This is a genomic window from Azospirillum aestuarii (assembly GCF_016632405.1).
Taxonomy (GTDB): domain Bacteria; phylum Pseudomonadota; class Alphaproteobacteria; order Azospirillales; family Azospirillaceae; genus Azospirillum; species Azospirillum aestuarii.
The window spans coordinates 50,498-64,987 of sequence record NZ_JAEPIV010000029.1; the positions used below are offsets into that span (position 1 = coordinate 50,498).

A 14,490-nucleotide genomic window follows, 5' to 3' on the forward strand; every position below is an offset into this window, starting at 1 on the left:
GGCCATGATGTGGACCGTGGTCGGCTTCGATCCGGGCGCCCGCACGGGGCTGGTCGACCACGTCGACGGCGGCAGCACGCTCGAGGCGGCCCGCGAGGCGCGCCGAAGAAGCGGTTTTTCCGACTTCCTCTGCGTGGCCGTCTACCGTGACCGCCTGGAGCCCTCCGCCCTGGTTCAGGACATCGATGCGTTCCTGCTCGGGACCGGGGCGCGGGCCGCGCCGAACGGTGAGGTGGCGGGCGAACACACGGTGGTGGCATACTGGCGGTACAGCGGCGACGTCCTGACGTCGGCCGCTGCGCACACCCGGGCGGCTTCGGGGCTCGCCGCGATGGGGCTGGTGCAGTTGCGCGTGGCGCCGCCGCACGAGTTGCAGGTGGTGGCCGCCTTCCCGGGACACATCGAGCCGTCGCTGACGGCAGAGGCTTTGGCGGACGACTGGTGATGGGGATGGACAGGGCGTTTGGGAGTGAACAGACCGCAGTGCCTTTTGCGTCGGCGCGCTCCTTTCGCCGGCCGGGAGCCGGCTTGGGCGTGCCGGAGCAGGTCGCGGCCCTGCGGGTGGAGAAACTCCTGGTCAGGCTGGCCGACCCTTTCCATCCGGAGCGCCGGATGAGCCGCCGCTTGCCCGCTGCGGCGTTCACCGTCGGCCTCGTCCGGGAGTGGAGCGACAGCGGCTACGACGTGAGCATCGCACCCGAGGCGCCGGACGGTCTCGTCGTGATCAGCCGCGTCACCAAGCCCGGCCTGGCCAAGCTGTCCGCGGCGGGTCTGGAGCCGGCCTGCGTGGTCCGGGGGTCCGCCCGCTACGACGCTTTCGTCCGTCTGGCCCCCAAGGGGGACCCGCTCGGCACGGCGCCACGCGTCCTGACCGCCGCCGCCAGGCTCGTGACGGCCATCGCCGGCCAGGACCCGCGCGCCGTGCACTGGCAGCGCGGAGGCATGGTCGTCGGGACGAAGAGGCAGCTCTCCGGCGGGCCACCGGTCAAGTTGTATGCCGACGACGGCGGACTCGCCCCGGCCGGCCGGATGCTTCTGGAGCGGGCCGCGGATGTCGTGGAGGGGGTCGAGGACAGCCGGAGCATGGCCTACGAAGGCGCTGTGGACCCCATCGGCGAGCTGGACGGCATCGCGGGGTACAACGGCCCGCTCGCCGAGGAGCAGGCCCGGCAGGTCTACGAGCAGCAGGCCGCCATCGCGCGCTATTACGGTCTGACCGATCCGGACGCCGTCGACCGCGTCGTCGCCGTCGCGGCGCTGAAGGCCGGAGCCGATCCGGACCGCGTGCGCGCGATCATCCGGGCCGGGTCTCCCGACCTCGTCCGGCGGCATCGGGCCGTGAAGCCGTACTTGGCCTCGCTGGTGGCCGACGCGCTCGCCTCCCCGGAGGTGCGTCGACACATTGAGCAGCAGCTGCAGCGATACAGCAAACTGTCGTCGCTGATCGACACCAAGCTCACCTCGGTGCAGGCGTCCCTGCTGATCCAAGCGGAGCAGAAGGGGCCCTGACGGGAAAGGCCACGGCTGCGCGGGGAGGCAAGGCCTTGACGGGAAACACGGACAGTGGCGGCGGCCGGCGCGGGCGTATTTGGAGGATGGCGCCCTGGGGAATCGCGGCGCTCATGTTGTTGCTTCCCTTGATCGCAATGCGCTTCACCGATGACGTGGTCTGGGACGTGACCGACTTCGCGATCTTCGGCGCCATGCTGTTCGGCGCTTGCGGCGTCTATGATTTGACGACAAGGATGACGGGGAGTGGCGCCTACCGAGCCGCTATCGGCATTGCGGTCGTGGCGGCATTCATCCTCATTTGGATAAACCTTGCCGTCGGCATCATCGGGTCTGAGGAGAACCCAGCCAACCTGATGTATGCCGGCGTGCTCGCGTTCGGGTCGCTCGGCGCCTTCATTGTGCGCTTCCAGCCCCTTGGCATGGCGGGAGTGTTGGCCGCTACGGCGCTTGCTCAGGCACTGGTCGGCATGATCGCCTTGGTGACTGGATCGGGTTCCGTCGAGCCGGACTTGCCAGGAGCTGCCATTTTCTTGAACGGTTTTTTCACCGCGCTATGGCTCACATCGGCTTGGCTGTTTCGGAAGGCGGCGCGGGAATAACTCCCAGGCGCAGAACAGCTGAAAAGTCAAAAGTCTCCGTTTCCGAGACCGCCGGCGAGATCAAAGACGGCGCCGATCGGTGGGACGGTTGTGGCCAGCGAGCGCTTTCCAAACCCTACGCGCTGAAGTAGTCTTTTCTCGCCAAAACGGGAGAATAGCGCGATGCGGGTTGCGTTGCAGAGCTGTTTGCTGGCTATCTTTCTGGTGTGCCTAGTCGGCTCCGCCGTCATCGGAAGCGTGACGGGACATACCGCTCCAGGTTTCGATCTGTTTACCCAGGTTCGCCATGGAACAATGTTGGCCCTCGCTTCTGTCTGGCTGACATTCAGCCTTGCCATAGGGCGTTGGTCCCCATTACCCGTTGCTGAGGCTTGGTTTTGCGCACTGATTGCGGCCGTCTGGACGGTTTGGTGGCCTGTGCTGGATGATTTGGGATACAGAGCCGCCGGCATTCCCCAATCGACAATTGACCACGACGGCCTCTGGCAGGGCCTTCTGCCCTGGTATGCCACTTGGTACGGTCAATGGTGCGTCACGATCGGCTTCGGCGTTGTCTCCGGCATTCTGCTGTACCGTCGACTGCTCGAAGGGATCGAGTATTGGGAGTAATGACTGTTCGGCAAGAGCTGTCCGTTTCTGAACCACCCTGCGGCGGTTGGGAAGCGTTCGCTCGCAGCCACCCGATTCCACGGGTGCACCACCACAACGCCCCGACCCAAATGGGTCGGTGACATTGTGCCTCATCTGCGCCGGCACGGCCATGAGATCAACCGCAAGCGGGTTCGCCGCCTGATGGCGCGGATGGGTTTGCAGGCGGTCTACCAGCGCCCGAAGACGAGCGTGCCGCATCCGGAGCACAAGATCTGGCCATACCTGCTGCGCGACCTGTCCATCGACCGCCCCGACCAGGTGTGGTGCAGCGATATCACCTACATTCCCATGCGCCGCGGCTTCCTGTACCTGGTCGCCGTGATGGACTGGGCATCGCGCCGGGTGCTGGCGTGGCGGCTGTCGAACACCATGGACGTCGAGTTCTGCCTGGAGGCGGTGGAGGAGGCGATGGCGCGGCACGGCCGCCCGGACATCTTCAACACCGATCAGGGCAGCCAATTCACCAGCCCACGCTTCACCGGCCTCTTGACCGCGGCCGGCATCCGGGTGTCGATGGACGGCCGTGGCCGGTGGATGGACAACGTCTTCATCGAACGGCTGTGGCGATCGATGAAGTACGAATGCGTCTACCTCCATGCCTTCGAAACGGGCAGCGAGGCCCGAGCCGGGATCGGCCGCTGGATCGACTACTACAACGCCGACCGCCCGCACTCGGCGCTCGGCGGCAGAACCCCGGACGAGGCCTACGAGGGTACACCCAACAGGATCAGATTGGCGGCATGATTGGCGGCATAACACGAACCTGAACCAAGCTTATCCCAGCCGCAAATCTGTCCGGGAAACGGGGACCATGTGTGGACGGCCCCTCCGGCGCAAGAGGGAAATCCGCACTGACTGGCCGAGAAGGATGCATCCATGTGTCCGGCCTGTTGTCGCAGCCACTGGCTGCTGGCCTTGATGAATTCCGCGGATCGACGCCCAAATCAGCTCATCGCGCTCGGTGGCGCTTGGTCCCCGTGGGTTTGGCCGATCCCCGGCCCTGCCGGTTCGTCATCACGTCTCACCACCCTTGCCCATCCGCCCCGCCGAGCCATCCGACGCCGACAGGGCGAATGCCGTCTACGCCGCGCTCGGCGCCGCGTAGGTCACTCCCCGCGTCATCACCACCCACGCGATGCGCGCGGTCTTGTTGGCCAGAGCCACGGCGGCCAGCTTTGCCGGTTTGCGCTCCAGCAGCTTCGTCGCCCAACTGCGGCTGGCGTTGTCCTTGCGGGCCAGCCGCATGACCGCCGTGGCGCCGACGACGAGCAAGCGCCGAAGGTAGCCGTCGCCCTGCTTGCTGATGCCGACGTGGCGTTCCTTGCCGCCGCTGCTGTGGGCTTTCGGTGTCAGACCGAGCCATGCGGCGAACTGCCGACCGGAACGGAACAGCGTGCCGTCCGGCACGGCCGCCGCGATGGCGCTCGCGGTGATCGGCCCAATGCCGGGAATGGTCGCCAAGCGCCGGCTGACCTCGCTGGCCCGATGCCAAGCGAGGATGCGCTTCTCCAGCCGGTCGATTTCGGCCTCAAGCTGCCGAAGTTGATCGACGATGCCGTGCAGCGCCAAGCGTGCCAGTTCGGGCAGACGGTCCTGTGCTTCATGGAGGGCTGCGGTCACCGCCTTCACGCCTTCTGGCCCTTTGGCCGCGATGATTCCGAATTCCGCCAAGTGCCCGCGCAACCCGTTGATCAGCATCGTTCGCTGCCGCACCAGCAAATCGCGGGTCTTGTGCAGCATCAGCGCGGCCTGCTGGTCCACCGTCTTGATGGCGACGAAACGCATGGTCGGACGGGTGACCGCTTCGCAGATGGCCTCGGCATCGGCGGCGTCGGTCTTGCCCCGCTTCACATAGGGTTTGACATAGGCGGGCGGCATCAGCTTCACCCTATGCCCCAGGGCCGCGATTTCCCGCGCCCAGTAATGCGCTGTGCCGCAGGCCTCCAATCCGACCAGACACGGCGGCACGCTCTGGAAGAACTTCAGAACCTCGCCTCGACGCAGTTGCCGACAGGCCAGAACCTTTCCATCCGCGGCAATCCCATGGACTTGGAAAACGTTCTTCGCCAAGTCCAGACCGATCGTCACCACCTCTCCCATGGACGGCCCCTCTGAGCTGGTTTCTTCGACGACCTCAGCTTGCCACCGTTTCAAGAAGGTGGAAGGGCCGTCCACCACATCAGCTCAGTCGCCCTCACCCAGCCCGACGCCATTGACGTTGTAGCGATGCCGTGCAGCGATCACACCTACAACCGCTATGGGGCTCGGTTCCATGCCAACGTGACGTGGGTTTCGGCGATGACCTGTGTCTTCGACACGGAGACCTCTTACCGCAACCTCACTGCTGCGCTCAGCTACATAGAGAAGGATGTAGAAGAGTCACGCCGTTACCGCCGCCAGCCCGGCAACAAGGCTTCAGTGGCATCGAAGGCGGCGATTAACGCACCGCCACACCGTGACAATCCGTGCCGTTGATGCTGTCTCGTAATCGAGCGCCATCGAGGCGCTGAACAACAAAAAAGGACTCCGGGACCGTGAACAGCAACACCGTCCAACCATCCACTGTCGCCGCCAGCAGCCACGGGCTTTTCCTTATTCCTGGCTCGACCACCTATACCGCGCGCAAGCTGGCAACGATGGGCGCCGTCGCGGCGGCCATCACCTCCGAACGCCCGGCATGGGATCTGTTGGGCGGTTTGCCGGACACCGCCACCGCCGCGCACCCTGAACCCGGCCCGGCCTCATATGCTCATCAGGCGCAGCAGCGCGGCAAGCCAGTGGTCTTCATGGCACTGCGCAATTCCGCCGACGTTGCCGCTGCCTATGCAATGGCCGAGGTTACCACCGTTGTTGCGCGACTACACTGCATGCCGTCCGAAGACGGTGTCCGGAGACGCATCGGCGACCTTTGGCCGGACGACGCCGAACGCTTTGACGCGGTGTTCCGCGGTATCGTGGCTGATCCCGCGGAACAGGCCATACGCATACGGCTTCACCCCGTGCTGCATTTCAATGGCTTCACTGCGGAGGCAACGCTCTGGCGTAGCGGCCAGGACGACATGGTGCGAGTTACGTTGTGCAACGGCGGTTCCGTGCCGGTGGCAAGCTACCGCTTCGCACTGGCGGCACCGGAAGGACGGCGCTTCAATCGGAGTTACGTCGCCGCAACCGGCTCCGAACCATACGACTGGAGCGACCTTGGTGATTCTGCGGGTGGCTCGGTCTGGAATATCGAGATTAGCAGCCTGTCACCTGGAGCGCGCGTTGCTCTCGATTTCGCGCTTCTTCGCACCGCTGCCGAGGCCCTTTGAGGACTTGACTGGTTAGAACCCCGCGCCGACCGGTAAGCTAAAGAGCCTTCACCCGCCAGCCCCGCACGTCAGCCGACGGCGGGGCTTAAGGCGGCATAGCGCCTGGACGAGCTGGTGCGCGCCGGCGGGACCGGGCGCACCAGTGTCCCTAGCGTTTACCGGAGGGCGCAGTCAATCAGCGCCTGGACTGCCGGAGCCAGAGCCGGCACGGCGAACCAGAGCAGCAAGGGCCAAAAGCGAAGCATGGTAGATCTCCCGATGGGTTGAAGGTTCTCTAGTCTGCCAGACTGTGCCATGCCGCCGCGCCGCCGAAAGACGCTCAAAAACAACGTCTTTCGCTGACAATTCGGCGCGACGGTTAATCGTTGGGCGCCATCTCACCACCAGTGATAGCCTCGGCATCCATCCGTACCGCCAACTGCAATGCCGTTCACCTTCGCTCAACCATCATTCGTTAGCATGCGTATGTAGTTGATCTTAACGTATGCCACAGGTTCCTCGGTGACCCACTTGAGCCAATGCCAGATCGCAACCCTGCGCGACAATGAGCTGTTCTCGATGCTTGGCGATGCCGAACTTATGGCCCTTGCGTCGGTCGGCTCGACCACCAAAAAATCCCGTGGTGACCTTCTGTTCAATGTCGGCGACCCGCCTGACGGCCTGTATGTCGTGCTTCAGGGCGAGGTCGGAGTGTACGCCACTGATCACCGAGGCAATCAGCTGCTGCTCAACGTGTTGGCTCAGGGGGCCGTCGTTGGCGATATCGCTGTCATGGACGGCCAGGAACGCACCGCCGCGGTAACCGCCCATACCGCTGCGGATCTGTTCTTCGTTCCTCGCGGCGCCTTTCTAACCTATTTGGAAAGCTGCCCAAAACTGTGCATCCACTTCGCAGCTCTGTTGGCATCCCGGTGCCGCTACGTGACCAGGAACATGGAGGGGATGTACTTCATGACGGCGCCACAACGGGTCGCCCATGCCCTGTTGGCGCTCGCTCGAGATGGCCATAAAGCCGACGATGGGTTACGGCTGCGTGAGCCGGTCAATCAAAGCGCTCTGGCGTTGCGTGTCGGTCTTTCAAGGGAGTACGTCAACAAGACCATGCGAATGTTCGTGCGTGGTGGCATCATCACATACCGTGCCGGTTACGTTACGCTTTGCGATATGGACCACCTGAAGGGGATTGTGGACGGCGCGATAAAGGAATTCGTCGAATCGGCCGCGGCCTAATTACCTGCCTGCGCTTCCTGGCTGCGACAGTCATTTCCTGATCCCGATGTCGTTCCGCGGCTCGTGACGTTGCTGGACGCCTTCGGTTCTGCTGACAAAGCCCGCGTCAATTTGTCGCGGTTTTGCTGGTAGCGACGTGAACCACCCATACGGATGCTGGGAATGTGGCTCACAATTGCAGGTTATCCCATGGTCGGCATATCCACTTGGGTTCCCACGTCGCACGCAGCGGTCTTCGGCCTGACCGATCTCAATCGACCGACCTCCGATGTCGACGGAGGCGTGTTGGGACGCGATCCGGGCGTCTTGGTTGCCGGAGCCATTGCCGTCCCGGTAACGCTGCCCGATCCGGCGCTTGCCGCCATTCAACCAAGCCAAGCGCCTTGGGAAACGCCGAACAAATTCGGCAAATGGGGATCGCAGGAAACAGCCGCCCCGGTCACCCTGAGCTACAGTTTTTACGACACCGGAAGCCCAGCATTTCCCAACGGCGATCCTGCCCAGCCGGCCGCGCTGGACGCCGCGCACCGGGCTGCCGTCCGCAGCGCGCTTGCCTCCTTCGCTGATGTCGCGAACATCACCTTCGTGGAGGTGGCGGAAGCGGCGGACACCATCGGGACTTTGCGCTTCATCGACGATCGGGCGCTCGATACCAACGCTTATACGGCGGCCTACGCAGCGTCACCGCTGATGAACAGCCCGCGGTCGGGGCTCGTCGCGTTCGACGTGGACCGGTTCGGAATTCCCGACGATCTCAGCCGGGGCGGGCTGTTTTACGGCACCATCGTGCATGAAATCGGTCATGCGCTCGGTCTCACGCATCCCTTTGACAGCGGGGATCCCGCTCCGGTGGCAGGAGACCCGCGTGCGGCTTGGGAGCAATGGCACCGCGGCTGGACCATGATGGCGTACACGGCGCCGGGCCGCGACCTGCTGGCCTCCGGGCAGACGGTCGAACCCATCGGCCCGATGCTTGCGGATGTCGCGGTGCTGCAAGCCTATTATGGAGCCAACCGCAGCACGCGCACAGGCGACGACGTCTACGCTGTGGACGGCCGGTATCCTTTGGCTGCGCTCTGGGACGCCGGAGGCCGCGACATTGTCGACGCCTCTCTTACGTCGGTCACCCTCGCCGGTGAAGCGGGGAGCGGGGCGCTTCTCCGGCGTCCCGGCGATCCGCTTCCCCTCGCTGGGTGGTTTTCCGGTTGGTCCGGAGTGCATCTCGATTTGCGGCCGGGCGCCATAAGCCCTCACCTCGCCGTTGCCTATGGTGCCGCCATCGAGGACGCAATCGGCTCCCGCGGCGACGATCTCATCGTCGGCACCGACCCTGGAACGCTAACGGCGGGGGATGGGTCAACGATGTGGACCGATGGCGCCAATCGTCTCGAAGGAGGCGCCGGCAATGACACGCTGCTCGGACTGGCCGGAGATGACACCTTAGTCGGCGGCTCGGGTAACAATCTGCTCGATGGCGGCGATGGCTTCGACACCGCAGTGTTCGGCGTTGCCTCGACCGCGGTGACGATTGCCCAGGACGGCGCGGATCTCGTCGTGACGGGCGCAGGTTTCGTCGACCGCCTGCGCCGTATTGACTCCCTGGCGTTCACGGACCGAGCCCTCGACGCCGTGGATGCGGTATCGCAACTCGCGCCAACCCCTGTACCGAGCCAACCTGGCACGCCGACACCAACACCGACGCCTGGTTCAGAGGCGCCAGCTCCCCAAACTCCGCCCCCAGCTGCACCGTCCCCGCAGGCTCCGCCCGCACAAGTGCCCGTACCGGTGATCGATCCCAGCCGACGCTTGGCCGTCTGGTCGGGAGGGGTCAGTCGCGAGCTTGAAATGCAGCTCTATGTCGGCCCGGTTGCGGGCCTGCGGAACATGCACATCGGCGATAGCTCATCGGAAGCCATACGTGGAAGCGACTTCAACGATTTCATCAATTCGGTTGCCGGAGACGACGCGATCGATGGCGGGGCCGGCGACGACGTGCTGGACGGCGGCACGGGATCGAACTTCCTCACCGGCGGGGCGGGGACCGACACCTTTTTTGTGGATGCGCGTGGTGGTGGCGTGACCTGGTCAACCATCACCGACCTGGAACCGGGCGAGTGGGTGACCGCCTGGGGCTGGCGCCCAGGCGTGTCCACGCTGAAGTGGGAAGAGCTGGCCGGAGCCGACGGCTTCAAGGGCGCCACCGCACGCATCGACCTCGACGGCAACGGCACCATTGACGAGTCCATGACCTTCACCGGCAAAGGTTCCGGCGCAATCTTTTCCACGCCCGGCCAAGTCGGCGACAGCTCCTATATGGCGTTCATCCTGAGGTGACCAAGCGCAATTCATGTATGGCCAGATCTGCGTGGAGTGGTGTTGATCATCGACTTCAGTCGGTGCGCAGCGTGCCGTGCGGTTGACCTAGTTCACAGGCGAGCTAATTGAGAATACCAATGAAAAGCTATTTTTTCTGTCGCGCCAATCTATCCATATGGCTATCCCTACTGTTGATAGGATGTCAGCCAACGTCGCAAAGTCTCCGCACGGGCCTGCTTGGGACCGAGATCGGTCTGGGCACGCCTACGTCTTTAAATGATCTTGCAGAACAGATCGGAGGTGAGCGGAAAGCCTCAAAAAAAGGTGAAGCAATCGCTGTCGACATCAAACTGGATCGATGGTCAAGGCCACGCCTTTCGGTGATCGATTCACAGTTTGATGCTTGGTGTTCGGGACAGGGCGGTAAGCCGACCACGGACCTTAGGTCCCTGGGCATCTTCGAAGCAATACAGCTTCCGCGACCAGCGCGCGGTTGCCAGCATCCTGACAACGGCATGTCCGTGATGGTCGTAACTGGTGGAGACGTGACACATTTTGATGGGTTTCCGTACTACCGGTATGGGTTTTACACTCCGGAAGGCATTTATGTCTACGCGTTGGAGGTAAAAAACGCGGAGCTTGAAAAGCAGAAACAGCGAAACGAAGAAATTGAAAGGGCAATTAGAATTAAAGAAAACGCAAAGGCGCAAGTGAAAGTTTTCCGAGAGCGCCTCAAGCCTGGCGACGTAACTGATAAGGGCATGATCGTTGAGATGAAAAGGCCAATAGCGTTGGTGCAGCATTGCGTCGTCATGCAATTCAACCTAGTTCGCGCTAGGTGCGCTGATGCGCGCCTTGAATGGATGAGAATTGAAGATCTTTACCCTCGCAATTAATATATCTCTAGAAGGAAGCTCCCACCTGAATGTCACCCTCAAGCACTCGTGCCAACCGCGGCTCTCAGCAGAATTTCAAAACTGCACGGCCTCATGGCACGGCCGGTCAATCGGTTACCCGACCGGCATTCCGAGTGAATGGATCGGCTCAGCAGAAACATGCGCAGTGGCTCACTCGCGCCGTAGAGGCTGAGCGGAGTGGGGATGCTGTGGAGGCGGAGCTTTGTCGCCAGCATGCCGAACACTGGTTTCGCGTCTCACGAGGGCAGGATTGAGCGGTATCGCAAATGTCGGCTGTCGTAGGCATGCTGGGCGCATAAAGAAGATCCTCCGCCACCCTATTGCAGAGCATGAGGTGGATACATCTATCTCTCCAGCGCTGAGGAGCGTGCCGAGCTCCGCGGCGCCTGCCGTCCAGCCCCTTCTCCCACCAGCAGCTCGATTCCCGTCCGCAAGGCCGGGAGGGCCGTGGCTCGCGAGGGGTCGCCCTCCCACTGGCCGGCGAGCGCTTCCGACACGGTCAGGCGCAGCCGGATCTCATCGGGACTCATCGCCCGAACCAGCGCCTTCGCCTTCCGGCGGCCTTCCTCCGTCGGTTCGGCGAAAAACGGCTGGAGCGTCGCCGGTGCGATGTCGGCCGGGGCCAAGGGACCGGCGAGGCGATAGGAGCTGTTCTTGCTTCCGCCCGGATTGGCGGCCAGAAGCCCTTTGGCCACGAGGTCGGCAATGTCCCGCTGCGCCGTCGGCACGCTGCAGTCCGTCAGCTTCGCCCACTTCGGCGACGTCATAAAGCCTTTCCATTCCGGATCCAGCATGCGAACGAGCACAGCCTCCTGACGCGGCGTGACGCCGGCCTGGCGCGCCTGGTCCAGTATCTTCGTGCGGCGGAGCACGCCGCCGATCGCCACCTCGGCGTCGCGGGCCGAGCGGTCGTAAGCGTCGACGAACCACGCCAACCAGCCGGTCACATCGCCGTTCCCCTTCTGGGTCTCCTCCAGCCGGTCCCAGTACCCCTCACGGTCCCCCGCGATGGCCTGCGACAGGCTCAGAAGCCGCTGCGGCATCGCCTCGTCCTGGGCAAGGGCCCGGTCGGCGATGGCGCGCCCGATCCGGCCGTTGCCGTCCTCGAAGGGGTGGATGGTCAGGAACCACAGCTGCGCCAGGCCGGCCCGCAACACCGGGTCGAGCGCCGCGCGTTCGGCCGGGTCGTTGAACCAGGTCAGGAAGCGGGCCATCTCCGCCGGCACGGCGTCCGCCGGAGGCGCCTCGTAATGCACGACGGGGTTATGCGCCGGTCCGGACACGACCTGCATCGGCTCCGGCCCCGGGCGCCATTGCCCGACCGGTATCCGCCTCATCTCCGACCAACCGGTCGGAAACAGGGCGGCATGCCAGCCGAAGAGGGTTTCGTCCGTCAGGGGACGGCTCGGGTCCCGGGTGGCGTCCAGCAGCATCGCGACGGCCCCATCCGCCCGGCGGTCGCTCGATCCTCCGGGACCGGCTTCTAGTCCGAGGCGTCGGCGGGCGGACGCGCGCACGCTGTCGCGGGCCAGCGTCTCGCCTTCGATGCGCGACGACTGGATCGCGTCCTCGGTCACCGCGTCGGACTGGACCAGCAGCCGGTCCTGTTCTCCCAAGGGGTAAAGGAGCCCGGAGAGGGCTCCATGCCGGCGCGCCGCGGCCGCCAGCGGTTGGATCAGGCGGGCGGCGTCCCATCGGAAGCTCGGCCAGTCGTCGCGTTGCCAGATGTACATCCGCTTCCCCGATGAGGCGAATGAGGCAAAATTCGCCTCATGTCGTGATGCGAATATCGGCTCATTGGCCTCACGGCGCAAGCGGGTCGCTTTGGTTATGGTCCGGGGGTCTTCTGCTTTCTCATCCGAGACTGGCGACGATTTCGCCAGGGAGAAGCCATTCCTTAGCCGGAGTGGTCCGCTCATCAACCCACCTCTGGGCAGCCTCGCGGTCGCCGGACAAGCTCCGCCACGTAATCGACCGCCGACCGTCAAGCTCGTAGAACTCCACGAAGAAGTTGCCTTCGCAAATTCGTACCGTGTCGCCTGGAAGAGCATCGGCCATGCTTAAGCTACCTCCTTCACGCGCCGGTTGGCACGCCTCTGGGATGACCGGACAACCACTATTCTGTATGTGATTGCAAAGGTTCGATTTCTTCTATGGTCCGATTGTCAACTTCCTCCTGGGCGTCCCAGAGATCGATGGCCCGCTGCAGAGCCAACCAGTAGTCCGGCGATTGCCCGGTCAGCCGCCCCAGCCGCAGCGCCATGGACGCCGTCAGCGCGCGCTTGCCCTTCACCAGCTCGTTCACCGTGAGGCGTGATACGCGCAGGCGCTGTGCCAGTTGATCCTGGGTCAAGCCGTACTCTTCCAGAATATCGCTTTGGATGAAGCGGCCGGGCGGTGTCGGCCGCCGCTCCAGGGGGCGACGGTCGACACTCATGCGCTCCTCCTATGTTTCACTCGAGCCGCACATCCAGACAGTGCGGGTGCTGCCATACGAAGCTGATCCATGCCGAATCCTTGACGTGGATGCGGAAGCGGTTGGACTCGCGCGCATCTTTGGTGAGGCGCAACGAGCGGGGAAAGTGCAATTCTTGCAAACGTGCGACAACGTCCAGACGGTCCAGCGCCATGAGGATGCGCTCGATCAGATCCGCGCTGTGTTCGCGTGACGTGCCGGTCCGGTACAGCTCTTCGAGCTGGGAATCGGCAAAACTGAGGATGGCCATGTCGGTCTCCACACAACAGAAGGTCAGTCCGCCGGCGGCCATACACCATGGCCGCGGCGCATTCGTCCGCTGTGGAGACCGGCGGGGAATGTCCGGTTTGTAAGTTGAACGACAGAATTTGCTCACGCGTCAGCGGCGGCAAGCCGGTCGTGACGGCAGCGCAGCCTCGGCTCAGAACCTTAACCCGCGTCGCCACCCTCGCAAGGACCCGGGGAACGACCAGCGCCCAGATGCCCGCTTCGAGGTCCTCGATGAGAAGGAGCTCGGAGGTCGTCCGTTCCTCCAGACCGGCCTGCGCTTCCCATTGCACCGTCAGTTCGCGGGAAAAGCTATCCCAAAAGACCTGACGATCCCGACGGCTGAACCCGGCGAGGTGCTTGGGAGCGACGCCGAGTTCAATCAGGAAACGGTCGGGCAGGTCGTTCGCCAGAAGATAAAACGCGCGGCGGAACAGCTGGAAATCGCCCAACGCCCACTCGTAGACCCGGACGACTAGGTTGGCGTATCCGGAAATCTCGCCGATCCGCATCGCCGCCAAAAGAGCCTGTGCCGCGTCGGCGTGATCCGCCCCCGAAAGAGGTGCAGCGCAGGCGCGGTCAGGGGTGGCCATGGTTCGACCGGAGGGTCGCATGGTCCGACGCCAGCACATGGAAACGGTGCGCCGGAAGCCGAGCCCGGCATAGGCATCCTGACCTTCTTCTGTAAAGCGGCGTGCGATGTTCATGTGAAATGATGTAACATACCCCATTACAAAGCGCAAGGGTTCCTTCCGTCCGAATTTGAATCGTGTGCTCGGCCCTCCAGCCCCTACCGCTCCCAGACGGTAAGGCCCGATGCCCCTCCACCAGCTTAAAATTCCCGCCGATAAAAGCTGTTCGCCGGTGCTCGAACCCCGCACCGCCGTGCCTGCATGCTCAAGGCATGAACTCATGGTGGTGGCCGAACAGGAAGAACAGAGCCGGTGAGCGGCGGGCGGCGCGCCCGCGCGTGACGCTGCTGCTCGCCGCCGTTCTCGCCGCAACGGCGCTGCCCGCAGCGGAAGCCCGCGCCCGCGCCCCGTCCGGCTCCTGCGAAGAGGCGATCCAACGGGTGGAGCGCCTCGTCGGCATTCCGTCCGGGCTGCTGCTGGCGGTCGGCCGCGTCGAGTCCGGCCTCAGCACCGGTGGCGAACCGCGCGTCTGGGCCTGGACCATCAACGCCGCGGGGCGTCCCATGCGCTTCGGCAGCC

At 64.0% G+C, this 14,490-nt stretch carries 15 protein-coding genes and 2 pseudogenes; 12 read left to right on the forward strand and 5 right to left on the reverse strand.

Features of this window, described 5'->3' with window-relative positions:
- The first annotated feature begins 4 nt into the window (after window positions 1–4).
- The 5 genes and pseudogenes from JJL56_RS28145 to JJL56_RS28165 form a co-directional block, all read left to right on the forward strand.
- Complete coding sequence (locus JJL56_RS28145; RefSeq protein ID WP_200487118.1) at window positions 5–445, forward strand: hypothetical protein; 441 nt, start codon at window positions 5–7, stop codon at window positions 443–445.
- A gap of 89 nt (window positions 446–534) precedes the next feature.
- Complete coding sequence (locus tag JJL56_RS28150) at window positions 535–1,509, forward strand: RepB family DNA primase (RefSeq protein ID WP_345772654.1); 975 nt, start codon at window positions 535–537, stop codon at window positions 1,507–1,509.
- Between the two features lie 35 nt (window positions 1,510–1,544).
- Window positions 1,545–2,111 carry a hypothetical protein gene (locus JJL56_RS28155; RefSeq protein WP_200487119.1) on the forward strand — a complete coding sequence of 189 codons (567 nt, stop codon included), beginning with the start codon at window positions 1,545–1,547 and terminating at the stop codon, window positions 2,109–2,111.
- A gap of 162 nt (window positions 2,112–2,273) precedes the next feature.
- On the forward strand, window positions 2,274–2,720 hold the full coding sequence (locus JJL56_RS28160; RefSeq protein ID WP_200487120.1) for a hypothetical protein: 447 nt from the start codon (window positions 2,274–2,276) through the stop codon (window positions 2,718–2,720).
- A 132-nt stretch (window positions 2,721–2,852) separates the two neighbouring features.
- Window positions 2,853–3,506: pseudogene (locus tag JJL56_RS28165) on the forward strand (IS3 family transposase); the annotation flags it as partial.
- 336 nt (window positions 3,507–3,842) lie between these two features.
- Here the strand turns inward: JJL56_RS28165 and JJL56_RS28170 are convergent.
- Complete coding sequence (locus JJL56_RS28170; protein ID WP_200487121.1) at window positions 3,843–4,862, reverse strand: IS110 family RNA-guided transposase; 1,020 nt, start codon at window positions 4,860–4,862, stop codon at window positions 3,843–3,845.
- Between the two features lie 434 nt (window positions 4,863–5,296).
- Here JJL56_RS28170 and JJL56_RS28175 point away from each other — a divergent pair, with 434 nt between their 5' ends.
- From JJL56_RS28175 to JJL56_RS28195, 5 genes are all read left to right on the forward strand, one after another.
- Window positions 5,297–6,073 carry a hypothetical protein gene (locus JJL56_RS28175; protein WP_200487122.1) on the forward strand — a complete coding sequence of 259 codons (777 nt, stop codon included), beginning with the start codon at window positions 5,297–5,299 and terminating at the stop codon, window positions 6,071–6,073.
- A 510-nt stretch (window positions 6,074–6,583) separates the two neighbouring features.
- Complete coding sequence (locus JJL56_RS28180; RefSeq protein ID WP_200487123.1) at window positions 6,584–7,303, forward strand: Crp/Fnr family transcriptional regulator; 720 nt, start codon at window positions 6,584–6,586, stop codon at window positions 7,301–7,303.
- A gap of 162 nt (window positions 7,304–7,465) precedes the next feature.
- Window positions 7,466–9,637 carry a M10 family metallopeptidase gene (locus JJL56_RS33795; protein ID WP_282188955.1) on the forward strand — a complete coding sequence of 724 codons (2,172 nt, stop codon included), beginning with the start codon at window positions 7,466–7,468 and terminating at the stop codon, window positions 9,635–9,637.
- Window positions 9,638–9,756: 119 nt separating this feature from the next.
- Entirely contained in the window at window positions 9,757–10,515 is a 759-nt protein-coding gene (locus JJL56_RS28190) for a hypothetical protein (RefSeq protein WP_200487125.1), read from the forward strand.
- Between the two features lie 29 nt (window positions 10,516–10,544).
- A complete protein-coding gene (locus JJL56_RS28195) occupies window positions 10,545–10,790 on the forward strand; it encodes a DUF4167 domain-containing protein (RefSeq protein WP_200487126.1) in 246 nt (81 codons plus the stop codon).
- Window positions 10,791–10,880: 90 nt separating this feature from the next.
- On the opposite strand, the gene JJL56_RS28200 is transcribed toward JJL56_RS28195, so the two are convergent.
- From JJL56_RS28200 to JJL56_RS28215, 4 genes are all read right to left on the reverse strand, one after another.
- Window positions 10,881–12,269: a Fic family protein gene (locus JJL56_RS28200; RefSeq protein WP_200487127.1), complete on the reverse strand. Its 1,389-nt coding sequence runs from the start codon at window positions 12,267–12,269 to the stop codon at window positions 10,881–10,883.
- Between the two features lie 121 nt (window positions 12,270–12,390).
- Window positions 12,391–12,594 carry a hypothetical protein gene (locus JJL56_RS28205; protein ID WP_200487128.1) on the reverse strand — a complete coding sequence of 68 codons (204 nt, stop codon included), beginning with the start codon at window positions 12,592–12,594 and terminating at the stop codon, window positions 12,391–12,393.
- A 58-nt stretch (window positions 12,595–12,652) separates the two neighbouring features.
- Window positions 12,653–12,973, reverse strand: coding sequence for a HigA family addiction module antitoxin (locus JJL56_RS28210; protein WP_247891299.1), 321 nt, complete (start codon window positions 12,971–12,973; stop codon window positions 12,653–12,655).
- 16 nt (window positions 12,974–12,989) lie between these two features.
- On the reverse strand, window positions 12,990–13,262 hold the full coding sequence (locus tag JJL56_RS28215) for a hypothetical protein (RefSeq protein WP_200487129.1): 273 nt from the start codon (window positions 13,260–13,262) through the stop codon (window positions 12,990–12,992).
- A 118-nt stretch (window positions 13,263–13,380) separates the two neighbouring features.
- Between JJL56_RS28215 and JJL56_RS28220 the strand changes: the two genes are divergently transcribed.
- On the forward strand, window positions 13,381–13,758 hold the full coding sequence (locus tag JJL56_RS28220) for a hypothetical protein (RefSeq protein ID WP_200487130.1): 378 nt from the start codon (window positions 13,381–13,383) through the stop codon (window positions 13,756–13,758).
- A 491-nt stretch (window positions 13,759–14,249) separates the two neighbouring features.
- Window positions 14,250–14,490: pseudogene (locus tag JJL56_RS28225) on the forward strand (hypothetical protein); the annotation flags it as partial.